Source organism: Micromonospora luteifusca, assembly GCF_016907275.1.
GTDB classification, from domain to species: domain Bacteria; phylum Actinomycetota; class Actinomycetes; order Mycobacteriales; family Micromonosporaceae; genus Micromonospora; species Micromonospora luteifusca.
Genome location: NZ_JAFBBP010000001.1, coordinates 1,040,718 through 1,065,945 on the forward strand (window position 1 = coordinate 1,040,718; position 25,228 = coordinate 1,065,945).

General features: G+C 71.1%; 17 protein-coding genes. 14 read left to right on the forward strand and 3 right to left on the reverse strand.

The features are described 5' to 3' along the window. Positions 1–120 precede the first annotated feature (120 nt). Positions 121–777 carry an HAD family hydrolase gene (locus tag JOD64_RS04315; protein WP_443673907.1) on the forward strand — a complete coding sequence of 219 codons (657 nt, stop codon included), beginning with the start codon at positions 121–123 and terminating at the stop codon, positions 775–777. 115 nt (positions 778–892) lie between these two features. On the opposite strand, the gene JOD64_RS04320 is transcribed toward JOD64_RS04315, so the two are convergent. After that, positions 893–3,601: an MGH1-like glycoside hydrolase domain-containing protein gene (locus JOD64_RS04320; RefSeq protein WP_204941013.1), complete on the reverse strand. Its 2,709-nt coding sequence runs from the start codon at positions 3,599–3,601 to the stop codon at positions 893–895. 42 nt (positions 3,602–3,643) lie between these two features. Between JOD64_RS04320 and JOD64_RS04325 the strand changes: the two genes are divergently transcribed. From JOD64_RS04325 to JOD64_RS04380, 12 genes are all read left to right on the forward strand, one after another. After that, entirely contained in the window at positions 3,644–5,587 is a 1,944-nt protein-coding gene (locus JOD64_RS04325) for an amylo-alpha-1,6-glucosidase (protein ID WP_204941014.1), read from the forward strand. A gap of 138 nt (positions 5,588–5,725) precedes the next feature. Beyond that, positions 5,726–7,060: a glycosyltransferase family 4 protein gene (locus JOD64_RS04330; RefSeq protein ID WP_204941015.1), complete on the forward strand. Its 1,335-nt coding sequence runs from the start codon at positions 5,726–5,728 to the stop codon at positions 7,058–7,060. Positions 7,061–7,142: 82 nt separating this feature from the next. Continuing rightward, positions 7,143–8,876: a serine/threonine-protein kinase gene (locus JOD64_RS04335; RefSeq protein ID WP_204941016.1), complete on the forward strand. Its 1,734-nt coding sequence runs from the start codon at positions 7,143–7,145 to the stop codon at positions 8,874–8,876. A gap of 119 nt (positions 8,877–8,995) precedes the next feature. Beyond that, positions 8,996–10,741, forward strand: a complete 1,746-nt coding sequence (locus tag JOD64_RS04340; protein WP_204941017.1) for a serine/threonine-protein kinase — start codon at positions 8,996–8,998, stop codon at positions 10,739–10,741. 102 nt (positions 10,742–10,843) lie between these two features. Continuing rightward, positions 10,844–11,653, forward strand: coding sequence for a metal-dependent hydrolase (locus JOD64_RS04345; protein WP_204941018.1), 810 nt, complete (start codon positions 10,844–10,846; stop codon positions 11,651–11,653). Then, positions 11,650–12,558, forward strand: coding sequence for an amidohydrolase family protein (locus JOD64_RS04350; RefSeq protein WP_204941019.1), 909 nt, complete (start codon positions 11,650–11,652; stop codon positions 12,556–12,558). Before JOD64_RS04345 ends, JOD64_RS04350 begins: the two co-directional genes overlap by 4 nt. Before the next feature lie 231 nt (positions 12,559–12,789). After that, positions 12,790–13,839 carry a LacI family DNA-binding transcriptional regulator gene (locus tag JOD64_RS04355; RefSeq protein WP_239559973.1) on the forward strand — a complete coding sequence of 350 codons (1,050 nt, stop codon included), beginning with the start codon at positions 12,790–12,792 and terminating at the stop codon, positions 13,837–13,839. A gap of 85 nt (positions 13,840–13,924) precedes the next feature. Then, the gene (locus JOD64_RS04360) at positions 13,925–15,229 is read left to right on the forward strand and encodes an ABC transporter substrate-binding protein (RefSeq protein WP_204941021.1); all 1,305 of its coding nucleotides are present in this window, start codon (positions 13,925–13,927) and stop codon (positions 15,227–15,229) included. Positions 15,230–15,296: 67 nt separating this feature from the next. Further along, positions 15,297–16,265 (forward strand): carbohydrate ABC transporter permease, encoded by a 969-nt coding sequence (locus JOD64_RS04365; RefSeq protein WP_204941022.1) that lies wholly within the window; start codon positions 15,297–15,299, stop codon positions 16,263–16,265. A gap of 1 nt (position 16,266) precedes the next feature. After that, the gene (locus JOD64_RS04370) at positions 16,267–17,139 is read left to right on the forward strand and encodes a carbohydrate ABC transporter permease (RefSeq protein ID WP_204941023.1); all 873 of its coding nucleotides are present in this window, start codon (positions 16,267–16,269) and stop codon (positions 17,137–17,139) included. Beyond that, a complete protein-coding gene (gene yicI, locus JOD64_RS04375; RefSeq protein WP_204941024.1) occupies positions 17,136–19,367 on the forward strand; it encodes an alpha-xylosidase in 2,232 nt (743 codons plus the stop codon). Before JOD64_RS04370 ends, yicI begins: the two co-directional genes overlap by 4 nt. Continuing rightward, positions 19,364–20,773, forward strand: coding sequence for a GH1 family beta-glucosidase (locus JOD64_RS04380; protein WP_204941025.1), 1,410 nt, complete (start codon positions 19,364–19,366; stop codon positions 20,771–20,773). Before yicI ends, JOD64_RS04380 begins: the two co-directional genes overlap by 4 nt. Before the next feature lie 64 nt (positions 20,774–20,837). Here the strand turns inward: JOD64_RS04380 and JOD64_RS04385 are convergent, their stop codons facing one another. After that, entirely contained in the window at positions 20,838–21,431 is a 594-nt protein-coding gene (locus tag JOD64_RS04385; protein WP_204945887.1) for a nucleotidyltransferase family protein, read from the reverse strand. A 172-nt stretch (positions 21,432–21,603) separates the two neighbouring features. Further along, positions 21,604–23,313 (reverse strand): bifunctional 3'-5' exonuclease/DNA polymerase, encoded by a 1,710-nt coding sequence (locus JOD64_RS04390; protein ID WP_204945888.1) that lies wholly within the window; start codon positions 23,311–23,313, stop codon positions 21,604–21,606. Between the two features lie 120 nt (positions 23,314–23,433). Between JOD64_RS04390 and JOD64_RS04395 the strand changes: the two genes are divergently transcribed. After that, positions 23,434–25,209, forward strand: a complete 1,776-nt coding sequence (locus JOD64_RS04395) for an ABC transporter transmembrane domain-containing protein (protein WP_239559404.1) — start codon at positions 23,434–23,436, stop codon at positions 25,207–25,209. Positions 25,210–25,228: the final 19 nt, after the last annotated feature.

The following is a 25,228-nucleotide window of genomic DNA, read 5'->3' on the forward strand; positions in this document are numbered from 1 at the left end:
CCCCCGGAACTACCCCCGACAGCAGATCCGGGCGAACCCCTCGTCGCGCGTCTCCTCGACGAAGCACGAACGTCGATTCCGTCTATGATCCAGCGGCGACGCGACCGACGGGGGCACGCAGTGATCAAGGCGATCTTCTTCGATGTCGGTGGGACGATTCTCGACGAGTCCCGCGAGTTCGCGACCTGGGCGGACTGGCTCGGCGTTCCGCGGCACACGTTCTCGGCGGTCTTCGGTGCGGTGATCGCCCGGGGTCTGGACTATCAGGAGACGTTCCGCGTCTTCCGGCCCGATTTCGATCTCGCGGCCGAGTTGGAGCGCCGAGCGGCTGCCGGCAAGCCCGAGTCGTTCGGCGAAGACGACCTCTACCCCGACGCGCGAGCCTGCCTGACCTCCCTGCGGGATCAGGGTCTGTTCGTGGGCCTGGCTGGCAACCAGCCGGCTCATGCTGAAGCGCTTCTCCGCGCCCTCGACCTCCCCGTGGACGCGGTCGGCACCTCGCACGGTTGGGGCGTGGCGAAGCCGGCATCAGCCTTCTTCGAGCGGGTCGTCCGCGAGGGCGGTGGCGATCCGTCCTCGATCCTCTACGTCGGCGATCGGCCCGACAACGACGTACGCCCGGCCCTGCGGGTCGGTATGAAGACGTGTCTGATCCGGCGCGGTCCGTGGGGGCACATCCTCGACCTCCCGGCCGTGGCCGAGCAGTGCCTGTTCCGCATCGACTCGCTGGACGAACTCCCGAGCCTGGTCGCGAAGCACAACGCGGCAAGCGGCTAGGTGCCCTGACGGCCGTGCCGGTCACATGATCGCGCTCGATCCAGGATCGAGTGGCCTCCCGGCGCCAGGGACACCACTACAACGTGGATCGAGCGCATCATGCAAAGGCCGGGCGTCAGCGGCGCAGGGTGAGGATCAGGTCGGCCACCAGGGCGGTCCAGCCGGTCTGGTGCCAGGCACCCAGGCCGGCCCCGTTGTCGCCGTGGAAGTACTCGGGGAACGCGATCAGGTCCCGCCAGTCCGGATGGGTCTGGAACATCTGAGCGGCACCGTAGATCGGCCGTCGGCCCCAGTCGTCCTGAGTGAAGAGTGAGATCAGCCGAGCGGAGAGGTCGTCGGCGATCTCGTCGAGGGTGTGCTTCACCCCGGAGCGGGTCGGATATTCCACCTGAAGGTCGTCGCCAAAGAACGCCGCGTAGTCCCGCAGCGCACTGATCAGCAGGAAGTTCGTCGGCATCCAGATCGGACCCCGCCAGTTCGAGTTGCCGCCGAACAGGCCGCTGGTCGACTCGGCCGGCTCGTAGCCGACGGAGAACTCCTGCCCGCCGAGGGTGACGGAGAACGGCTTGTCGAGGTGGGCGCGGGACAGTGTCCGCAGGCCGAAGTCGGAGAGGAACTCGTCGGAGTCCAACATCCGGGCGAGCAGTCGGACCACCTGGTCCGGGCCGACCATGGACAGCAGCCGCTGCTGCCGGCCGTCCGGGCCCAGCCGGCGGGTGCCGATCACCTGGGCGTACTCCGGGCGGTTGGTGAGGAACCAGCGCAACCGCGCGCCCAACTCCGGTAGGCGGTGCAGGGTCTTCGCGGTGAGCCGGGTCGTCGCGGCCAACGGCAGCAGACCGACGACGGAACGGACCTTCAGCGGCACCTTCGTGCCGTCGGCGAGGCGCAGCACGTCGTAGAAGAAGGCATCCTCGTCGTCCCACAACCCCTGCTCGTACGCGGCGGCGGCGATGTAGGCGAAGTGCTCGAAGAACTTCGTGGCGGTGTCCACCCAGGTCCGGTCGTGCTCGGCCAGCACGATCGCCATGTCCAGCATGTTCAGCGCGTACATGGCCATCCAGCCGGTGCCGTCGGACTGCTCCAGCACACCGGCCACCGGCAGCGCCGCCGAGCGGTCGAACGGCCCGACGTTGTCCAGCCCGAGGAAACCGCCCTCGAAGACGTTGTTGCCGCCGGTGTCCTTACGGTTGACCCACCAGGTGAAGTTGAGCAGCAACTTGTGCATCACCCGGGCCAGGAACTCGTAGTCCCGGCCGCCGTCGATCTCGAACACCTTCAGCGCCGCCCATGCGTGCACCGGCGGGTTCACGTCGCCGAACGCCCACTCGTACGCCGGGATCTGCCCGTTGGGGTGCAGGTACCACTCGCGCAGCAGGAGCAGTAGCTGCTCCTTGGCGAAGCCGGGGTCGACCCGGGCGATGCTGACGCAGTGGAAGGCCAGGTCCCAGGCCGCGTACCAGGGGTACTCCCAGGGGTCGGGCATGGAGATGACGTCGAAGCTGGTCATGTGCCACCAGGCGCTGTTGCGCCCGTGCCGGCGCCCGGCCGGCGGTGGTGTCGAGCCCGGGTCGCCTTCGAGCCAGCGCTTGACGTCGAAGTGGTAGAACTGCTTGCCCCACATCAACCCGGCGATGGCCTGCCGGGCCACCAGCGCCTCGTCCTGGGAGGCGGCCGGCGGGATCACCCCGGCGAAGAACCGGTTCGCCTCGGCCCGCCGCGCCCAGACCACCGCCTCGAAGCCGTCGCTGAGGTCCGCCGGGGGCGGCGGCGCGGCGGCCGGCGGTGCCGCGGTACGGGTCAGCCGCAGCCGGATCTGGCGCTGCCCACCGGCCGGCACGTCGAGCACGTAGTGCAGGGCGCCCTTGGTGCCCTCCCGCGCCGGGTTGACCGTGGCCGCGCCGTTGACCACGTGGTCGTTGATGCCGTCCTTCGGGTACGGCGAGCGGCCGGGCAGGCCCCAGAGCCGCTCGGCGTTGGTGTCGTTGTCACAGAGCAGCGGCACCGGCCCGCCGTCGCCCTCCAGCAGCAGTTGGCCGAGCACCCGGTGCTCGCCGACGAGCCGGGTGCCCTGGCCGGTCAGCCGGGGGATCCGGTCGCCGCCGGGCAGGCCCCAGGCCCAGGTGTTGCGGAACCACAGGGTGGGCAGCACGTGCAGGGTCTCCGCCCGGTCGGCCCGGTTGGTGACGGTCACCACGATGCAGAGATCGGTGGGGGACGCCTTGGCGTAGTCGACGGTCACCGCCCAGTACCGGTCGTCGTCGAAGATCCCGGTGTCCACCAGCTCGTACTCGGTGTCGTCGCGGCCGCGCAGCGCGTTCACCGCGACGAGTTCGTCGTACGGGAAGGCTGCCTGCGGGTAGTGGTAGCGCCAGCGCATCCAGGAGTGGGTGGGCGTGGAGTCCTCGTACCACCAGTACTCCTTGACGTCCTCCCCGTGGTTGCCGCTGTCTCCCCCGAGCCCGAACATCCGCTCCTTGAGGATCGGGTCCCTGCCGTTCCACAGCGCAAGAGCGAAGGCGAACGTCTGTCGTTCGTCGCAGACGCCGGCCATCCCGTCTTCATTCCACCGGTAGGCTCTGGACCGCGCGTGGTCATGCGGAAAGTAGTCCCAGGCCGTACCGTGCTCGCTGTAGTCCTCCCGTACCGTCCCCCACGCCCGTTCGGACAGATAGGGACCCCATGCGCGCCAGTCCTGCTCCCCCGAGTCGGCCTGGGCGAGCCGGAGCCGCTCAGCGTCGGGTGGCGAGGCGTCGGAGGACGATCGGTCAGTGATCACGTGCACATCTTCGACGCCGCCGCGGTACTTGACCACAGCGGCCATTCTCGTCGTGGCGTGTTACACCCCGCCGCCGGTGGAGGAAAGTTGATTGACATTCACTTCGGCCCGCAGGTCTGCGGCGATCTGACCAGCGCGGCCAGCCGGGAGTGGTTGGTCCCCGACGGTCTCGGCGGATATGCGATGGGCACCGCCGCCGGGCTGCGGACGCGTCGCTACCACGGTCTGCTGGTGGTCCCCGGTGAAACCCCGGCGTCCCGTCAAGTGGGACTGGTCAGTCTGGACCCGGCGGTCACCCTGCCGTCCGGCGCGCGGGTGCGGCTCGGCGCGCACGAGTGGTCCTCGGGCGACGTGGACCCGCGCGGCTTCGAGCTGTTGGAACGCTTCGACCTGGTCGACGGGCTGCCCCGGTGGCGGTGGCGGATCGGCGCGGTGGTGATCGAGCGGGAGTTGGCCATGCTGCCCGGCCGCTCCTGCGTGGCAGTGGTGCACCGGCTGGTCGCCGGCGGGCCCGTCCGACTGGAGTTGTCGGCCGCCTGCACCTGGCGCGACGCGCACGGCGAACGGCGGGCCGACGGCCCGACCCCGCAGGTCGAGTCGGTGGCCGACGGTGCGGTGGTCGAGGGCGCGTACCGGCTGGCCGGCCCGGGCTGGACGCCCGAGGGGCAGTGGTGGCTGGGCGTGCACCACCGGGAGGAGGCCAACCGGGGTCTGCAGCCGGACGAGGACCTCTGGTACGCGGGACGCTTCGCCGGCGAGCTGGAACGCCCCGGCGACACGGTGTCGGTGCGGGCCTGGGCCGGTCAGCTCGACCTGGAACCCGGGCCGGCGGAGGGCATCGTGGCGACGGCCCGGCGACGCAACCGGCAGGTGGTGGCGACGGCGAAGCCCGCCGACGACGTGGAGGCCACCCTGGCGCTGGCCGCCGACGCGTTCGTGGTGCGCACCAACGACACGGCGGCGGACGTGGTCGCCGGCTACCCGTGGTTCGGGGCCTGGTCCCGGGACACGATGATCTCCTACGAGGGGTTGTTCCTCTGCACCGGTCGCGCCGACCTGGGAAGGGCGCTGCTGCGGTCGTACGCGGCGACGCTGTCCGAGGGGATGCTGGCCAACACGGCCGACACCGGTCGGGTGGAGTACAACACCGTCGACGGCACGCTGTGGTTCCTGCACGCGGTGAGCCGGCACGTCACCGTCACCGGTGACACCGACCTCGGCGACGAGTTGCTGCCCGCGCTGCGTGCCGTGATCGACGCCCATGTGGCCGGCACGCGGTACGGGATCGCCGTCGACCCGGCCGACGGGCTGCTCACCCAGGGCGCCCCGGGCACCGCGCTGACCTGGATGGACGCCCGGGTGTACGGCGTGCCGGTCACCCCTCGTACCGGCAAGCCGGTCGAGGTCAACGCGTTGTGGATCAACGGGTTGGCCGGGCTCGCCGAGTTGGCCGAGCTGGCCGGGCAGGACGCGGACGAGCTGTGGCGACGGCACCGGCAGGCAACCGCCTCGTTCCGGGAGCGCTTCCCGGCCCCGACCGGCTGGCTGCACGACGTGCTGGACGCGCCTGCGCCGGCGTACCCGCTGGGTGGGGCCGCCCTGCACGACGACGACGCGCTGCGCCCCAACCAACTGCTGGCCTGGTCGCTGCCGTTCGCACCCCTGGAGCCGGACGAGACGACGCTTCGCCGCATCGCGGGTGGGCTGCTCACCCCGCTCGGGCCGCGCAGCCTCGCCCCGGACGCGCCGGAGTTCGTGGGCCGGCACCGGGGTGGCCCGGCCGACCGGGACGGGGGCTACCACCAGGGCACGGTCTGGCCGTGGCTGCTCGGCCCGTACGTCGATGCCGCCCACAGGGGAAAGATGTCAGTCGATGACGTGTTCGTCGGCATTGAGGCCCATCTGACCGAATATGGGCTAGGATCGGTAAGCGAGACGGCCGACGGTGTCGCGCCGCACGCCGCCACCGGCTGCCCATTCCAGGCGTGGTCGGTAGCGGAGCTGCTGCGGGTACGCCGAAAGGGCCAGTAGCGCTTTACACGACCGCAACGGTGGTGTCGCCGCTGGTTATCTCGATCCCGGCAGGATTGGCCCCGATCCAGACGCGACGGCGACATCGACTTCCGGTGTCGGTCGGCGCGCGCCCGGGGACAACTCAAAGGGGGCCGCATGTCACCCGATGCCCACGTGATCGACATCCACCCCGCCCGACAACTGCGGGTGCTGATGCTCTCCTGGGAGTACCCGCCGGTGCTCGTCGGCGGTCTCGGCCGACACGTGCACGCCCTCTCCGTCGCCCTCGCCGCCGCCGGCCACGAAGTCACCGTCGTCACCCGCCACAGCGACGGCGCACCCCACGAGGAATACGCCGACGGCGTCCGCATCCTGCGCGCCCCCGAAGACCCCGTCACCTTCCCCCTCGCCACCAACTCCCTGCTCGCCTGGACCATGGCCTTCAACCACACCCTCACCCGCACCGCGCTGCGCGCCACCCAGGCCGACACCTACGACGTCATCCACGCCCACGACTGGCTCGTCGCCCACACCGCCATCACCCTGGCCGAGCACCTGGACCTGCCCCTGGTCACCACCATGCACGCCACCGAGGCGGGGCGGCACCAGGGCTGGCTGCCCGAGGAGATGAACCGCACCATCCACGGCGTCGAGCACTGGCTCAGCGGCTCCTCCGTTCGGGTGATCACCTGCTCCGGCTACATGCGCGACCAGGTGACCGCCCTGTTCGACGTACCGGCCGCCCAGGTCGACGTGGTGCCCAACGGGGTCGACGGCCGGGCCTGGCGGGCCCGGCCGCGGGCGGTCGCGTCGGCCCGAGCACGGTTCGCCGGGGACGGCCCGTTGGTCGGGTACGCCGGGCGGCTGGTCTACGAGAAGGGCGTCCAGCACCTGGTGCACGCGGTTCCCCGGCTGCGCGACCGGCACCCCGGGCTCCGCGTGGTGATCGCCGGCGACGGCCCGTACCGCCCCGAGTTGGAGGCCCAGGCCCGACGGCTGGCACTCGGCTCGACCGTTCGGTTCACCGGCTTCCTCGACTCCACCCAACTGCCGGCGATGCTCGGCGCCACCGACGCGACAGTGGTGCCCAGCCTCTACGAGCCGTTCGGCATGGTGGCGCTGGAGGCGGCGGCCGCCGGAGCGCCACTGGCGGTGGCCCGCACCGGCGGCCTCGCCGAGATCGTCGAGCCCGGCGTGACCGGGGTGACGTTCCCGCACAGCGACCCGGACGCCCTCGCCGGCGCGGTCGGTCAACTGCTCGGCGACGAGGTCTTCGCCCGACGGGTGGCCCGCCGGGCCCGCACCATGGTCGGCGAGCAGTACGGGTGGGCCACCATCGCGGCCCGCACCGCCGCCAGTTACACCGCCGCCCGTCGGGAGCACGGCCCGCTGCAGGCCCGGCGCGCCGCCGCCCAACTGGCCGGTGGACGCACCCAGATCGCCATCCCGGAGGGGAATCTGCTGGCCGCCGCCGACCACGCCGCCTGCTGACCGAGTCGGACGACCGATAGGTGACTTCCGATCCGCTGGTTAGGGTGTAGCCCGGACAGCGGCTGAGGAGGAGCGTGCCTAGGTGCTGATCGCCGGTCGGTACCGGCTGCTCGACCTGGTGGGTCGCGGGGGCATGGGTCGGGTGTGGCGGGCCCGCGACGAGATGCTGCACCGCGAGGTCGCGGTGAAGGAGATCGTCCCGCCGAGTTGGCTGGCCGATCCGGAACGGGCCGAGCTGCGCGCACGCACCCTGCGGGAGGCGCGCGCCGCGGCCCGGCTCAACCATCCCGCCGTGGTGCGGCTCTACGACGTCATTCCGGTCGACGGCAGCCCGTGGATCGTGATGGAGTACGTGCCGTCCCGCACCCTGCAGGACCTAGTGGACGCCGAAGGGCCGCTGCAACCGGCCCACGCGGCCCGGATCGGCCTGGCCGTGCTCGACGCGCTACAGGCCGCGCACACCGCCGGGGTGCTGCACCGCGACATCAAACCGCAGAACGTGCTCGTGGCGCACGACGGGCGGGTGATGCTCACCGACTTCGGGCTCGCCACCTTCGACGGCGGCGACGGCGCGACAACCCGGCCCGGCATGGTCCTCGGCTCCCCGCAGTACGTCGCCCCCGAGCGGGCCGCCGAGGGGGTCTCCACGGTGACCGCCGACCTGTGGTCGCTCGGGGCAACCCTGCACGCCGCCGTGGAGGGCCGTTCCCCGTACGCCCGCAGCACCGCGATGGCCACCCTGAGCGCACTGGCCGCCGGGCCACCGGATCCGGCCCCGCACGCTGGGTCGCTCGCGCCGGTGCTCGCCGGGCTGCTGCGCCGCGACCCGCGCGACCGCCTCGATCACGATACGGCCCGCCGGTTGCTCACGACGGCCGCGACCGGCCGCACCGATCCGCCATCGACGACCGACCACCTCGACCCGCCGCCGGCGACCGGCCAGCTTGACCCGGCGGCGGCCGACGGGCCCACTGTGGCCGACGACCTCGCCAATCAGGACATCACCATCCCGCTGCCCGAGCCCGGACAGGCCGCCGACCCGGCCGGACCGGCTCCGGCGCTCCCCCGGCCGGGCGCGCCGCGCTCGGCCCGGCGGGTGGCGCTGGTCGCCGTGGCGCTACTGGTGGCCGCCGCGGCCGGGGTGGGCACCGCGCTGGCCGTCACCGCCGACAGGCCCACCGGCACCGCCGACAATCCCACCGGCACCGCCACCCGGCCCACCGCGCCGCCGCCGTACGGCGGTGGTCAGGATGGCCCCTTCGGTCCCGGCCCCGACCGCCACCGTCCGCCACGGGGCGGGCCCGGAATGCCCCCGCCACCGTTTCCCTGCGTCCGCCCGGACGTCGTCGGTGCGCCGGTGTCGGCTGGCACGCCGCCTCCCAACGAGGAACTCCGCCTACCGTCCGGCTGGGTCTGGCATGCCGACACCGCCGGCTTCCGGGTCACCGTGCCGGCGACCTGGCGATACTCCCGCGACGGCCGGGCGGCCTGCTTCCAGGACCCGGCGACCGGTCGAGCCTTCAGCGTCGCCGAGGGCGGCGCGGCCGATCCCCTGGTCCGGCTGCGGACCGCCCGTGACGCGGCAGCCGGGGCCGGGGCTTTGCCTGGGTACGACGAGATCCTCCTCTCCGCGAGCAACCGCGGGGCGGAATGGGAGTGCCGCTGGAGGGCACCGGACGGACCCTGGCTGCACGCCCGGCAACTCGTCGTCGGGACCGACCGTTGGACGCTGGGCTGGATCACCGACGACGCGGACTGGGCCTCGGCCGACGCCGACTGGGCCAAAGTGCGAGAGAGTTTCCGAGCACCCCACTGACCTGCACCGTATGGCCATGATCCAAGCCACCGTCCGGCGTGGATCGAGGCCGCTCAGTGGATGAGAATGCCGGACTCCGTGGCTATCGTGTAACTCGGGGTGACCGAGGGGGAGCGACCGTGCATCAGTTGCTGATCGCGGGTCGGTACCGGCTGCTCGACCTGGTCGGCACCGGCGGGATGGGCCGGGTGTGGCTTGCCCGTGACGAGATGCTGCACCGCGACGTCGCGGTGAAGGAGGTCGTGCCGCCGTCCTGGCTGGCCGAGGCCGAGCGCGAGGAGTTGCGGCTGCGGACGCTGCGCGAGGCACGCACCGCTGCCCGCCTCAACCACCCCAACGTGGTCCGCATCTACGACGTCGTGCACGACCGGGAAAACCCCTGGATCGTGATGGAGTACGTGCCGTCCCGGTCGGTGCAACAGATCATCAGCGCCGAGGGACCACTGAGCCCGCAACGCACTGCCCGAATCGGGCTGGCGGTGCTCGCCGCTCTGCGGGCCGCGCACAGGGCCGGGGTGTTGCACCGCGATGTGAAACCGCACAACGTGCTGGTGGCCGACGACGGGCGGGTGGTGCTCACCGACTTCGGGCTGGCCACCTTCGACGGCGGCGAAGGTGCGATGACCGGGCCGGGCATGGTCCTCGGCTCCCCGCAGTTCGTCGCGCCCGAACGGGCCCGCGAAGGGGTGTCCGATCCGCGTACCGACTTGTGGTCACTTGGCGCGACGCTCTTCGCGGCGGTCGAGGGCCAGTCACCGTACGCCCGATCGAGCGCGATGGCGACGCTCAGCGCACTGGCAACCGAACCACCGGACCCAATGCTCCGCGCCGGTCCGTTGCGTCCCGCGCTCACCGGCCTGCTAGAGCGCGAGCCCTGGCGGCGGTTGACCGCCATCGAGGTGGAACCGCTGCTGCGACGTGCCGCGGCGGACCACGACCAGACCATCGGTCCAGCCCCGTCCTCGGCAGTGGCCGCAGTCCGCAACGCGAGCCGTGCCGTCATGCCCGACCCGGTCGACCCGGCGTACCCAGTCGACCCGGCGCACCCGATCGACCCGGCAGGTCCGGCGCACCCGATCGACCCGGCAGGTCCGGCGCACCCGATCGACCCGGCGGGCCCGGTCGACCCGGCGCATCCGGTGGGTCCGGCGACGCCGGCCCTACGGCCGGCGAGCCGCTTGCGCAGACGGCGGCAGCGCCTCGTCGCCCTGGTCGCGACGGCCACCGCCCTGCTCGCCGCCATGGGCGTCACCTGGGCACTGGTCGACCGGAACAATGAGCGGACACCACCGTCCGGTGCCGGCGGCGGCGGCGCGCCGACCTCCAGGCCGGCCGCGTTCGCCTGCGCGAAGCCACCACCACCGCCACCGACGTCCACTCCGGTGGCGTCGGTGCCGCGACCGGCCGACGCGCGATACCGGCTGCGTGACGGCTGGACCTGGCACGACGACCCGGCCGGGTTTCGGATCGCCGCACCAGTGGGTTGGACGCGCTGGACCGAAGGAGCGGTGACCTGCTTCCGGGAGCCCGACGGTGCCCGGGTGCTCAGTGTCGAGGCAGGGCCGGCCCGGCCCGACCCGGTGGCGTACTGGCAGGCCGAGGAGGTGCGACTCACCATCGGCGACCCGCTACTGACGAACTATCGCAAGGTGGACATCTCCGCGATGGACATCTTCGAGGGCGGCGCGGTCTGGGAGTGCGGTTGGGAGAACGCCGCCGGCGAACAGGTACACAGTTTTCGGCTGCTCGCCAACACCTCGGCCCGGCGTTCCTACATCGTCTCGTGGTTGACAAAAGAGTTCGACTGGCAGGTCAACGCCGCATACTTGCCGATGATCCGGCAGAGCTTCACCCCTGCCATGTGACGGTGTCCGATGTGGACCGACCGGGTGATGCCCCTGCGGCGCAGACGCTGACTACAGTGGCGTAGTTTTGGCGCTCAAGATCCCTGGGGAGGGTGAGCCGAGATGATGGGACCGCAACACGCGCTGTCTGGCGCGGCGGTGTGGCTGGCTGGCTCCTGGGCACTGGAGCAGTTCGCCGACTACCACCAGTCGCCGCTCGCGTTGGCGGTGGGCACTGCGGTGTGCGCCGGTGGCGCGCTCTTTCCCGACCTCGACATGTCGGGCAAGGTGACCAAGAACCAGGGTGGGGCCACCGTGGCCCGCACCTTCGGGGTCTTCTCGCTCTTTGCCGCCGAGGTGATGGAGAAGGTCTCCCTCGGGGTCTACTACGCCACGAAGCTCAGCAAGGACCCGCGCCGCAACAACGGGCACCGGACGCTGACCCACACGCTGCCGTTCACCCTGCTGGTCGGCTGGGGCACCACCGCGCTCTGCGCCGCGTACGGCAAGTGGGCGGTCATCACCATCCTGTTCTTCATGTTCGGCCTGGCGTTGCGCGGGCTGTTCGACGAGTGGGCCGAGCGGGCCGGGTGGGTGATCATTACTCTCGCGTCGGCTGGGGCGGCCTGGTTCACCTTCGCCAACCTGCCGGGCGGACGCGGCTATCCGCTGATCGGCACCGCGCTGGGCGTGGGCTGCTTCGTGCACATCCTGGGCGACATGATCACCCGAGCTGGCGTGCCGATCCTCTGGCCGATCCCGATCAAACGGCGCATGTGGATGATGATCGGTCTGCCGAACAGCATCGCCCTGCGCGTCGGCAGCAAGGCCGAAGTGGTCGGGATGCGCATCGCACTGACCGTCGTCTCGGCGCTCGCCACCGTCGGCCTGATCGCGCCCTCGGTGCTGAGCCGATTCGACATCGATATATGACCGATCCGGGGCCGGTGATCCCGCCGGCCGCGGACGAACGGGTGCCGGAGTTCTACCGCACCCTGGGGCTACCCGGCCTCGCCGACGTACACGTGCACTTCCTACCGCCGCGACTGCTGCGTCGGGTGTGGGCCTACTTCGACGCCGCCGGGCCGCTGGTCGGCACCGAATGGCCGATCCTCTACCGGTGGAGCGACGCCGACCGGGTCGCACACCTGCGCCGGCTCGGGGTGCGGGCGTTCAGCGCATTGGCGTACGCGCACCGGCCAGGCATGGCGGCGGAACTCAACCGCTGGACACTGGAATTCGCCCACGACACCCCCGGTTGCCTGGCCTCGGCCACGTTCTTCCCCGAGCCGGGCGCCCCCGGGTACGTCGAGGCGGCGCTCGCGGGTGGCGCCAAACTGTTCAAGGTGCACGTGCAGGTCGGAGGCTTCGCCCCGACCGACCCGACGTTGGACCAGGTCTGGGGAATGCTGGCCGATGCGGGCGTGCCGGTGGTGGTGCACGCCGGACACGCACCGGTGGGTACCGCGCACACCGGACCCGGTCCGTTCGCCGCCCTGCTCGCCCGCCACCCCCGACTGCCCGCGGTGGTGGCGCACCTCGGCGCCCCGGACTACCGCGCCTTCCTGGACCTGGCAGAGGCGTACGAGCACGTCCGCCTGGACACCACGATGGCATTCACGCCGTTCTTCGACCAGTTCGTTCCCTTCCCCACCGACGAGTTGCCCCGGCTGCGCGAGTTGGGACTGGCCGGCAAGGTGTTGCTGGGCAGCGACTTCCCGAACATCCCGTACCCGTACGCCGACCAACTGACCGGGTTGGCCCGACTGGACCTGGGCGACGACTGGCTGCGCGCGGTCTGCTGGGACAGCGCCGCCGCCCTGTTCGACCTGCCCTGACCCCCTCCGGCAGACGGCACCACCCCGCCCCGAGGCCCGCCTCCGCCCCGGTCGGGCGGCCGGGGCGGGGGGGACGAGGGCCGCGCGGCGGGCCGGGCATCTTTTCGACATCACCTATTGACGTCGCCGTAACAGGTGGCCTAGCGTCTGTCGAACCGCTTCGTCGAAGCGTTTCGACGATCATGCGGGAGCGATCCCATGCCAGGCCAGAGGAGGTGCGCGGTGGCCACCATGCACGACGTCGCCCGCCTCGCCCGGGTCTCGGTCAGCACCGTTTCGTACGTGCTCACCGGCACCCGGCCAATCTCGCAGGCCACCCGGGACAAGGTGCTCGCCGCGATGGCGGAGCTCGACTACCAGCCCAACGCGATGGCCCGGGGGCTGGCCAGCCGGCGCAGTCGGATCCTCGGCCTGCTGATGCCGATGGACGAGCGCGGCCTCGGCGCCACCGAAACCGCCTTCGTGACCGGTGCCGCCGCGGCGGCCAGCGCCGCTGGTTATCACCTGGTGCTCTCGCCGGTCGGCGGCGGCGACCTCGACGACCTGCGTCGGCTGGCCAGCCAGCGGATGCTCGACGGCGTCGTGCTGATGGAGGTTCAGCTGGCCGACGAACGGGTCACCGTTCTCCAGGAGGCTGGCGTGCCGCTGGTGTTGATCGGCCGCACCGGCGACACCAGCACGCTCTCGTACGTCGACATCGACTTCGACCAGACCGTCCGGGACGCTGTCGCGCACCTCGTCGGTCTCGGGCACCGGAGGATCGTCTACGTCAACCACTCGGCTGCCACCTTGGCCAGCGGTTACGGGCCCGCGCTGCGTACCCGTGATGCCTTTGTCGCGGCGATGACCGGGCACGGTCTCGACCCGGTGATGATCCCGGCCGAGGACAGCGCCGCCGGCGGGCGGGCGGCCCTGGCCGCCGCGTTCGCGCAGGCCCCGGAGCTGACCGCCGTGCTGGCCATGAACGAGACCGCGATCTTCGGCATCCTCGGCGAACTGAGCGGCCGTGGGTTGTCGGTGCCCGACGACGTCTCTGTCGTCTCGATGGTCACCTCGACGCAGGTGGCGGAGCTGGCGACCCCGGCGCTGACCGCGATGACGTCACCCGGTTCGGCCCTCGGTCGGATCGCGATCGAGGCGCTGCTGCGCCACCTGGATGGCCCGGGCGACCACCGTCACCAGCAACTGCTGCCGTGCGCGTTGGAGATCCGGGGATCGACCGCCGCACCACGGCGGCCGGCATTGGTCACCTCTCGCCCATCGTCGATCGACGGGGGCTGACCAGCGACAACGGCCCGCCGCCGCGCGGCAACGCGACGACGGGCCCAGTGCAGTACCGGCTAGATACTCAACGAGGAGGATAGCAATGCAGCGATTCCGCCGGCTCGTCGCCGCGCTCGCCCTGGCGGCGACCGCGACGACCACCGTGGCCGCCTGCGGTGGTGGTGACAACGGGGACGACAGCGGGGCCAAGACCCTGAAGCTCTGGCACTACGAGAGTGAAACCAGCGCCATGGGGGTCGGCTGGAACCGGGCGATCGAGATCTTCAAGACCGAGCACCCGGGCGTCGAGGTGCGCTTCGAGCGCAAGGCGTTCGAGCAGATCCAGCAGAACGCCGGCATGATCATCAACTCGTCCGAAGGCCCGGACATCATGGAGTACAACAAGGGCAACGCGACCGCCGGTCTGCTCTCCTCCCAGGGCCTGCTCTCCGACCTGAGCGCCGAGGCCGACAAGCGCGGCTGGGCCGGCAAGCTCAGCCCCAGCCTGCAGACCACCGCCCGTTACAGCGACAAGGGCGTGATGGGCTCGGGCAAGTGGTTCGGTGTGCCGAACTACGGCGAGTACGTGACGGTCTATTACAACAAGGACCTCTTCGAGCGCAACGGCGTCAAGGTTCCGACCACGATGGCCGACATGACCGCCGCGATGGACACCTTCGTCGGCAAGGGCATCACCCCGCTGGGCATGGCCGGCGCCGAGTACCCGGCCGGCCAGCTCTTCTACCAGCTGGCCCTGTCCAAGGCGGACCGGCAGTTCGTCGACAACTACCAGCTCTACAAGAACCCGGTGGACTTCAAGGCCGACCCGCTGAAGTACGGCGCGGCGACCTTCGCCGACTGGGTGAAGAAGGGCTACGTCGCCAAGGACTCGGCCAGCCTCAAGGCCGAGGACATGGGTACCGCGTTCATCGGCGGCAAGGTTCCGATGATCGTCTCGGGTAGCTGGTGGTACGGCCGGTTCAAGACCGAGATGAAGGCCAACTGGGACACCTTCCTCTTCCCCGGCAACACCCTGCAGGCCGGCTCCTCCGGCAACCTCTGGGTGGTTCCGGAGAACAGCAAGGCCAAGAGCCTGGCGTACGACTTCATCGACATCACCCTGCGTCCGGAGATCCAGGACCTGATCGGCAACAACGGTGGTGTTCCGGTCGCCGCTGACGCGTCGAAGATCAGCGACCCGAAGGACCGCAAGCTGATCGAGGACTTCAACACGGTCAGCAAGTCCGACGGGCTCGCCTTCTACCCGGACTGGCCGGTCCCCGGCTACTACGACGTGCTGGTGGGTGGATTCCAGGGCCTGATCAACGGCTCCAAGTCGCCCGACCAGGTCCTCGACTCGATCGCCAAGCCGTACGCGGATGGCGTCAAGGAGATCACCGGCAAGTGACACGGCGAGCGGCGGGCGCGGCCGGCACGACCGGCGCGTCCGCCCGCCCCGCCGGGAAGGATCTTCCATGGCAGTCTCCGAGACGGTCGCCGCGGTTCAGCCTGCGGCGACTCCGACCCAGCCCAAACCCGGCCGCAAACGTCGCGGCCGCAACGCGGCGTACTGGCTCTACCTGCTCCCCGGAGCGGTGCTCTTCATCCTGGTCATCGGCGCACCGCTGGTCGGCACCCTCTACCTGTCGCTGACCAAGTGGTCCGGCATCGGCGACCCTCGCTGGGTCGGCCTGGACAACTACCAGCAGTTGCTGCACGACGACGTGTTCTGGGCGTCGTTCCGCAACACCGTCTGGATGCTCGTCGCGATGGTGGTGGTGCCCACCCTGCTCGGGCTGCTGCTCGCCGCGGTGCTCTTCGACGTCATCGGCCGCCGGTTCAAGCCCCGCACCGCCGCCGCGCTGCGGGCCGCGTTCTACCTTCCGCAGGTGCTGCCCGTCGTGGTGGCCGGCATCGTCTGGGGCTGGATCCTGCGCCCCGACGGCGCCTTCAACAGCCTGCTCGACGCGGTCGGTCTCGGCGCGCTACGCCACGACTGGCTCGGCGATCCGGACACTGCTCTGCCGGCCGTGATGGCGGTGATGATCTGGGTGCAGATCGGCTACCCGGTGGTCGTCTTCATGGCGGCGTTGCAGCGGGTCGACCCCGAGTTGTACGAGGCGGCCGAGGTCGACGGCGCGAACTGGGTCCACCGGTTCCGGGCGATCACACTCCCGCAGATCCGGCCGGAAACCTTCGTGGTGGCCCTGACCTGCACCATCGCCGCGCTGAAGGTGTTCGGGCCGATCTTCGCCCTGACCCGGGGCGGCCCGGAGAACGCCACCAACGTGCCGAGTTACTTCGCTTACTACACGTTCTTCAAGAAGCTGCAGGTCGGCTACGGCTCCGCGATCTCCACGGTGCTGACCCTGATCATCGTTGTGGTGGCCGTGCTCTTCATCTGGATGCAGGCTCGCAGCGAGCGCCGGGACCGGGGGTTCTGAGATGGCCGTCATCACTCCGGCGCCGGTCCGGGGGCCGGTACGCGATCGGCACCACCGCGGCGTCAGCCGCTGGATCGTGCTCGCCCTGGTCGTCCTCGGCGCGCTGGTCATGCTGGTGCCGTTCGCGTTCATGCTGCTCAACGCGTTCAAGTCGCCCGGCGACTACTCGTCGGCCGGCCCGCTGAGCTGGCCGACGGAGTTCTACACCAAGGGTCTGCGGACGTACTGGACCGAGGTGAACTTCCCGCTCAAGCTCTGGAACTCGACGCTCATCGCCGGCTCCGTGGCCGTGCTCGGCGTGGCCGTGTCGCTGCTCAACGCGTACGCCCTGGGCATCGGCCGGGTCCGCGGCCGGCTCTGGATCGTCGGTCTCTTCCTGCTGGCCAACATGCTGCCGCAGGAGGCGCTGATCTACCCGCTGTACTACGTGGCCAAGGCGATCGGTCTCTACAACACCCAACTCTCGGTGATCATCATCTTCACCGTGATCCAGAGCGCGTTCGGCACCTACCTGCTCGCCTCGGTGATGGGCACGTTCCCGCGCTCGCTGCTCGAGGCCGCGGCGCTGGACGGGGCCGGCAAGTGGACGGTGCTGTGGCGGGTGGTCTTCCCGAACCTGCGGCCCACCCTCGCGGTGCTGCTCATCTTCTTCTTCATCTGGACCTGGAACGAGTTCCTGATCCCGCTGGTCATGCTGATCGACAACCAGACGCAGACCATCCCGGTCGCGTTGGCGTCGCTGCAGGGCGACCGGCTGATGGACGCTCCGACCACCAACGCCGGCGCGCTGATCAGTCTGGTGCCGGCCATCCTCTTCTTCCTCATCTTCCAGCGCACCCTGGCGCGCGGCATCACGGCAGGAGCCGAGAAGTGAAGTTCACCGACGGGTACTGGCAGCTGCGCCCCGGCGTCAGCGTCCTGCGCCCCGGCATCGTGGAATCGGTCGAGCCGGACGATCGCGGCTTCACCGTCTTCGCCCCGACCGGTCAGATCACCGGACGCGGCGACACCCTCAACCGTCCCCTCGTCACCGTCCGGTTCTTCTCCCCCGCCCCCGGCGTCATCGGGGTCACCGTCGCCCACCACACCGGCGGGCTGCCCCGCGAGCCGCACTTCGGGCTGAACACCGACGAGACGCACCCGGTCACCGTCGACGTCACCGGGATCAGCGCGACGCTGACCACCGGTGAGCTGACCGCGCGCGTCGCGCTCGTCGACGGGTGGCGGGTCGACTTCCTGCACGGCGACCGGCTGGTCACCGCGTCCACCGAGCGCAGCATCGGCGTCGTCACCGACGCCGAGGGCCGCCCGCACGTGCACGAGCGGCTCGCGCTGGGTGTCGGTGAGACGGTGTACGGGTTGGGCGAGCGCTTCGGCCCGTTCGTCAAGAACGGGCAGACGGTCGACATCTGGAACGCCGACGGTGGCACCGCCAGCGAGCAGGCGTACAAGAACGTGCCGTTCTACCTCAGCAGCGCCGGCTACGGGGTGTTCGTGGACCACCCGGAGCACGTGTCGTTCGAGGTCGGCTCCGAGGTCGTCACGCAGACCCAGTTCAGCGTCGAGGGGCAGTCGCTCACCTACTACGTCATCGACGGGCCCAACCCGAAGGACGTACTGCGCCGCTACACCGCGCTCACCGGCCGGCCGGCCCGGATCCCCGCCTGGTCGTACGGGTTGTGGCTGTCCACCTCGTTCACCACCTCGTACGACGAGAAGACGGTGACCGAGTTCGTCGACGGGATGGCCGAGCGCGGGCTGCCGCTGTCGGTGTTCCACTTCGACTGTTTCTGGATGCGCCAGTTCCACTGGGTCGACTTCGTCTGGGACCCGGCGACCTTCCCCGACCCGGAGGGAATGCTGCGCCGACTGCACGAGCGTGACCTGAAGGTGTGCGTCTGGATCAACCCGTACATCGCGCAGCGCTCGTACCTGTTCGAGGAGGGCCGCGAGGCCGGCTACCTGGTCCGCAACCCGGACGGGTCGGTCTGGCAGTGGGACAAGTGGCAGGCCGGCATGGCGCTCGTCGACTTCACCAACCCGGATGCGGTCCGCTGGTTCACCGGCAAGCTCAAGGCGCTGCTCGACATGGGCGTCGACTGCTTCAAGACCGACTTCGGTGAGCGCATCCCGACCGACGTGGTGTGGCACGACGGCTCGGACCCGCAGCGGATGCACAACTACTACTCCTACCTCTACAACAAGGCCGTCTTCGAGTTGCTGGAGGCGGAGCGCGGGAAGGGCGAGGCGGTGCTGTTCGCCCGCTCCGCGACCGCCGGTGGGCAGCAGTTCCCGGTGCACTGGGGCGGGGACTGCGAGTCGACGTTCGTCGCGATGGCCGAGTCGCTGCGCGGCGGGTTGTCGTTGGCCGCGTCCGGCTTCGGCTACTGGAGCCACGACATCGGCGGCTTCGAGGGCACCCCCGACTCGGCCGTGTTCAAGCGGTGGGTCGCCTTCGGGTTGCTCTCGTCGCACTCGCGGCTGCACGGTTCCGGCTCGTACCGGGTGCCGTGGGCATTCGACGACGAGGCCGTCGACGTGCTGCGGCACTTCACCCAGCTCAAGCTCCGCCTGATGCCGTACCTCGCGGCCGCCGCGCAGGAGGCACACCGCGACGGTACGCCGGTGATGCGGCCGATGATCCTGGAGTTTCCGGACGACCCGGCCACGGCGTACCTGGACCGGCAGTACATGCTCGGCCCCGACGTGCTGGTCGCTCCGGTGCTCAGCGCCGACGGCGACGTCACCTACTACGTGCCCGCCGGCACCTGGACGCACCTGGTCACCGGCGCGCAGGTCACCGGCCCGGCGTGGGTCAGCGAGAAGCACGGGTTCGACAGCCTGCCGGTGCTGGCCCGGCCCGGCGCGGTCATCCCGTTCGGCTCCCGCAACGACCGACCGGACTACGAGTGGGCCGACGATGTGCGGCTGCGGCTGTACGCACCGACCGAGGGGCAGCGGACCCGGGTACGGGTACCGTCACCCGGGGACGGCCCGGGCGCCGAGTTCGACGTGCGCTACGAGGATGGGACTGCCAGTGCCGAATTGGTCGCTGGCACCTCGACGGGCCACATCTGCGAGATCCAGGGGATTGAACGATGACGCAACACCACTTCCCGGAAGGCTTCGTCTGGGGGTCGGCGACGGCGGCGTACCAGATCGAGGGCGCGGTCACCGAGGATGGGCGAGGACCGTCCATCTGGGACACCTACAGCCACACGCCCGGTCGGACGCTGAACGGCGACACCGGCGACGTGGCGGCAGACCACTACCACCGGTGGGCTGACGACCTCGGGCACATCAGCGACCTCGGGCTCAGCGCGTACCGGTTCTCCATCGCCTGGCCGCGGGTGCAGCCGGGTGGCTCGGGCCGGTTCAACCAGGCGGGCATCGACTTCTACTCGCGGCTGGTGGACGGTCTGTTGGAGCGGGGCGTCCGCCCGGTGGCGACCATGTACCACTGGGACCTGCCGCAGGAGTTGGAGGACGCCGGCGGCTGGGCGGTGCGGGAGACCGCGCTGCGTTTCCAGGAGTACGCGGCGGGCATCGTCGGTGCGCTGGGCGACCGGGTGCACACCTGGACGACGCTCAACGAGCCGTGGTGCTCGGCGTACCTGGGTTACGCCTCCGGTGTGCACGCGCCGGGCCGGACGGAGCCGGCGGCGGCGCTGGCCGCGGTGCACCACCTCAACCTCGCGCACGGGTTGGCCGGCCGCGTGGTCCGGGAGTTGGCCCCGGCGGCCGAGCTGTCGGTGACGCTGAACCTGCACGTCATCCGGGGGGCGTCGGACTCGGCCGAGGACCAGGACGCGGTACGGCGGATCGACGCGTTGGCCAACCGGGCGTTCCTCGGCCCGATGCTCGACGGGGCGTACCCGGCCGACCTGCTGGCCGACACCGCATCCGTCACCGACTGGTCGTTCGTTCGCGAGGGCGACGAGAAGCTGATCGCGGTGCCGCTCGACGTGCTCGGGGTCAACTACTACTCAAGCACCCTGGTCCGGGCCTGGGACGGGGTGTCGGTGCGCTCCGATGCCGACGGGCACGGCGCTTCGGCCTCGACCCCGTGGGTCGCCGCCGACAACGTCGACTTCCTGCCGCAGCCCGGCCCGTACACGGCGATGGGTTGGAACATCGACCCGCCGGCCCTGACCGAGCTGCTGCTGCGCCTGCGGCACGAGTACCCGAACCAGCCGATGATGATCACCGAGAACGGCGCCGCGTTCGACGACGTCGTGTCGGCCGACGGCCAGATCCACGACGACCGGCGGATCGACTACCTGCGCCGGCACATCGGCGCGATGGCCGACGCCCGCGCGCAGGGCGCGGACGTGCGCGGTTACTTCGTCTGGTCGCTGCTGGACAACTTCGAGTGGGGCTACGGCTACGACCGCCGCTTCGGCATCATCCGGGTCGACTACGACACCCAGGTACGCACCTGGAAGGACAGCGCCCACTGGTACCAGCGGCTCGCCGCCACCGGGCAGCTGGACGAGGCACCGGAGTAAAACCACCCACCCCAGCGGCAGCGCCGCCCTGCCTCGCAGCAGGGCGGCGCGGACGCGGGTGGGTTTAGACACCTACACGCTGCGGCGGGACGGTCAGGCCATAGAGCGCCATCAACTCGGGGGTGTCGACCCGGCTGCCGTCGGCTACCGAGTCGCAGGCGATGTCGACGATCTGGTCCTTGTGCGCCAGCAGGTACGGCCGGGCGCCCACGTCGGCGCTGGCCAGCGTGGCGATCCCGGGCCAGTGCCGACGGCCGAAGAGCATCGGGTAGCCGCGCAGCCCGTCGTAGGTGGCACAGACCAGCACGTCCGGATACGGCAACGCGGCCACCCGGCGGACCGCTGCGGCGGTCAGGCCCGGCATGTCGACGGGAACCACCACCACCGCCTCGACTCCCTCGTCGTCCATTGCGGCCAGACCGGCCCGGATCGACGAGCCGACCCCGGTGCCCCACGCCTTGTTGATCACTACGGTGGCCTTGCCCAGGTCGGCGGTTTCCCGGACCTGGTCAGCGGCGGCACCCAGCACGACCACGATCTGCTCGCAGCCCGCCGTGGTCATCGTGTCGATCATCTGGTTGACCAGGGGCTTCTCGCCCTGGTGCAGCAGCGCCTCGGGACCACCGATCCGTCGTCCCCCGCCCGCGGCGATGATCATTCCTGCGATCCGGTTCAGCTGCGCCCCCTCAACCATGGGAGCGACCGCGACCGATCCGCCCCCTCCTACGGACACTGCAACGAGGACGGCCGGCCGAGAGTAGCGGGGCGAAAAGGAGAAATAGCACAACCGTTACACGCCCCGGCACCTCCCGGTACGGACACAATGCCCGTCAGGCGGCGTCGGCGTAGCAGTCGACGATGGACAGGTCCAGCGGGAACCGGACCGGCGTCGCACCGAACAGCAGCGCGGAGGCCCGCTCACCGGAGCGGGTGACAGCCTCGGCGACCGCGGCAGCCTGATCGGCGGGAGCGTGCACGATCACCTCATCGTGCTGGAAGAACACCAGCTCCGCGTCGGTGCCGGCCAACTCCGTACGCAACGTCGCCAGCAACGTGGAGGCCCACTCGGCGGCGGTCGCCTGGATGACGAAGTTACGCGTGAAGCGCCCCCGGGACCGCGCGGCCCGGGCCCGGGGACTGTGCGGGTCGGCCGCCCCGTCCGGATCGGACGGCGCGTCGTCGGGATCACCGAACCCGAGCGAACCGGGTGGACACGTCCGCCCCAGCCACGACCGCACCAACCCGCCCGCCTCACCGGTGCGCGCCGCCGCCTCGACGTAACCGAACGCCGTCGGGTAACTGCGCTTCAGCACGGCCAACGCGGGCACCGCGGCGCCACCGGTCTGCCCGTACATCGCGCCGAGCAGGGCCACCTTGGCCTTGGCCCGGTCACCGCCGAACGAGTCGCGGGCCAGTGCGGCGTAGAGGTCGCCGGCCCCACCCGCCGCCGCCAGTCGGGCGTCACCGGAGACAGCGGCGAGCACCCGGGGCTCCAACTGGCCGGCGTCGGCGACCACCAACCGCCAGCCCGGATCGGCCATCACCGCACGCCGGATCACCTTCGGGATCTGCAGCGCGCCACCACCCCGGGTGGCCCAGCGGCCGGAGACCACCCCGCCCGGCACGTACTCCGGTTGGAACCGGCCACCCTGCACCCACTGCTCGCGCCACGACCAGCTGTGCGCCGTCCAGATCCGGTAGAGCTCCTTGTATTCCAGCACGAGCGGCACCGCCGGATGGTCCACCCCGCGCAGCACCCAGGCCCGGGTGTTGGGTAGCTCCACCCCGACCCGGGCGAACGCCTTCAACAGCTCGGCCGGGGAGTCGGCGTGCAAACGACGTACGCCGAACGCGTCCGCGATCTGGGCTGCCAGGTCGGCCAGTCGGCGGGGCGGCCCACCGACCGGGGACGCCTCACCGAGCAGCTCGGTGAGGATCTCGTCGTGCACGTCGGCGCGCCAGGGCAGCCCGGCGGCGCCCATCTCCACAGCGACCAGCGCGCCGGCCGACTCGGCGGCCACCAGCAACCGGAACCGGCCCGGGTGCTCGGTGGCAGCGATGCGGGCGAGTTGGTCGGCGTACACCTGGGTCAGGGCGTCGATGCCCGGCCCCGGCGGGCCGGGCAGCGTGTCGAAGAGCGCGCCCTGGCCGTGCCCGGGAGGCGCTGCGGCGCGCGGCGGTGGGTCGGGTGGCACCGCCACGCCGGTCAACCGGGCCCAGGCGGCGGCCAGTGACCGGGGCTCGCCCCAGCGGCCGGCGTGCCCGAGCAGCAGCGCCTCGGTCAACTCCACGTCGTGGCACCGGTCGACCCGGACGCCGGCGCGCAGCAGCCCCGGGTAGACGGATGCGGCGGTCGACCAGACCCAGCGTGGGTGCTCGGCGGCCTCCCGCGCGGCGACGGCGGCGACCAGGTCGGCGACGATCTCCGTCGCGCCGGCCGGTCGGCCGGCGGCGTCCAGCGGGCACAGCACTCCCCCACCCCGCTCATCAGCCACCACCGCCACCAGCACGAACGCGATTCTGCCCCTCCCCTCTGACAGGAAGTGAGACGCTCCCCAGGTTTGCCGGGTCGGTGGGCTGTCGGAGCGGACCGGTAGCGTGACGTGGTGCCTCCGCAGATCCCGCATCCCGATCCTGGCACTCCGGACACCCGCGGTCCGATGCGATATCTCTGGTGGTTGATCCGCTGCCAGCCTTGGCGGGTGCTGCGCGGCAGCCTGCTCGGAACGACCTGGATGATCGGGCTGTCGGCACGGCCCTACCTGATCGCCCGTGCGGTCGACGACGGGCTTCGTGCACGTGACGCCCGGGCCCTGGCGCTCTGGGTGGCGGCGATCATCGTCGCCGGAGTGGCCCTGTCATACGTCGGCACCATGCGGCACCGCACGATGACCTTCATCCGGGAAGACGCCAAGGCCCGCACGGCGGAGGTCCTGCTGCGCCAACTGTCCCGGATCGGCGCCGCGCTACCGCGCCGGGTCGCCTCGGGCGAGGTGGCCACCGTCGGCGGTTCCGACATCAACTGGACGGCGGAGGTGCTGACGCTGAGCGGGCCGGGCGTTGGCGCCGTCATCGCATACGGCGTCATCGCCGTGGTGCTCTGGTCGATCTCCCCGCTGCTCGCGCTCTGCGTGCTGATGGGAGTGCCAGTGGTCGGGCTGGTCGTCCTGCCCCTGCTACGCCGCCTCGAACGCGCCGAGTCGGTCTACCGCCAGCAGCAGGGCGAGCTCACCGCCCGATCCGGCGACATCGTGGCCGGGCTGCGCGTGCTCGCCGGGGTGGGCGGCCGGGACCTCTTCGCCCGACGGTACGCGGCCAGATCCCAGGACCTGCGCGCCGAGGGCTACCGGGTGGGCGCGGTCAACAGCTGGATCGACGCGGTGACCGTCGCGGTCCCCGGGTTGTTCCTGGCGGCGGTGGTCTGGCTGACGGCGCGGATGGCGGTGACCGGTGACGTCACGATCGGTGAGTTGGTCGCCGTCTACGGCTACGTGGCGACCCTGATCGTGCCGGTCTGGTTCCTGCTCGAAGGCAGTTACCAACTGATCCGGGGTCGGGTCGCCGCCCGGCGGATCGCCGACCTGCTCAACGTGAGCCCCGACGATGTCGGCGGCCCGGGCCGTCGGTGGCCGAGGGCTGTGCCCGACGCCCGCCGCCCGGGGGCTGTGGCCGCGCCGGCCGGCCCGGCCGACCTGCACGACCCGGTGACCGGGCTGACCGTGCGCGCCGGTCGGCTGACCGGGGTGGCGGCAGACGACCCGGCAGCGGGCGTGGCCCTGGCCGACCGGCTCGGGCGGTACGTCGTCAGCGAGACCACCTGGGGCGGTGTGCCGCTGACCGGGGTCGCCCTGGACGAGGTCCGCTCCCGGATCGTCGTCGCCGACCACGACTCGTACCTCTTCGCCGGGACCCTGCGGGACATTCTGCGACCGCCCGGTGCCGACGCCGGAGGCGACGATGACGCCGACGCCGGAGGCGACGATGACGACCCGATTCGCGCGGCGCTGCGGGTCGCCTCGGCCGAAGACGTCGTCGACGCCCTGCCGGCCGGGCTGGACACCCCGATCGACGCCCGAGCCCGGACACTGTCCGGCGGTCAGCGCCAACGGGTCCGCCTGGCCCGGGCGCTCCGCACCGAGCCGGAGGTGCTGATCCTCATCGACCCGACATCGGCGGTGGACGCGCACACCGAGGCTCGGATCGCCGAGCGGCTGCACGCCGCGCGGGCCGGGCGAACCACCGTGGTGATCGCCACGTCGCCCCTGCTGCTCGGCCGAGCCGACCTGGTCGCGCACCTGAGCGCCGGCCGGATCACCGCCACCGGCAGCCACGTCGGCCTGCTCGACCACGACGCCGACTACCGGCACCTGGTGGCCCGAGGCAGCGAGGATCCGGACATCGAGCAGCCCGCCGACATTGAGGAGGCGTACCGGTGACCCGGCTGCCCGTGGCCGA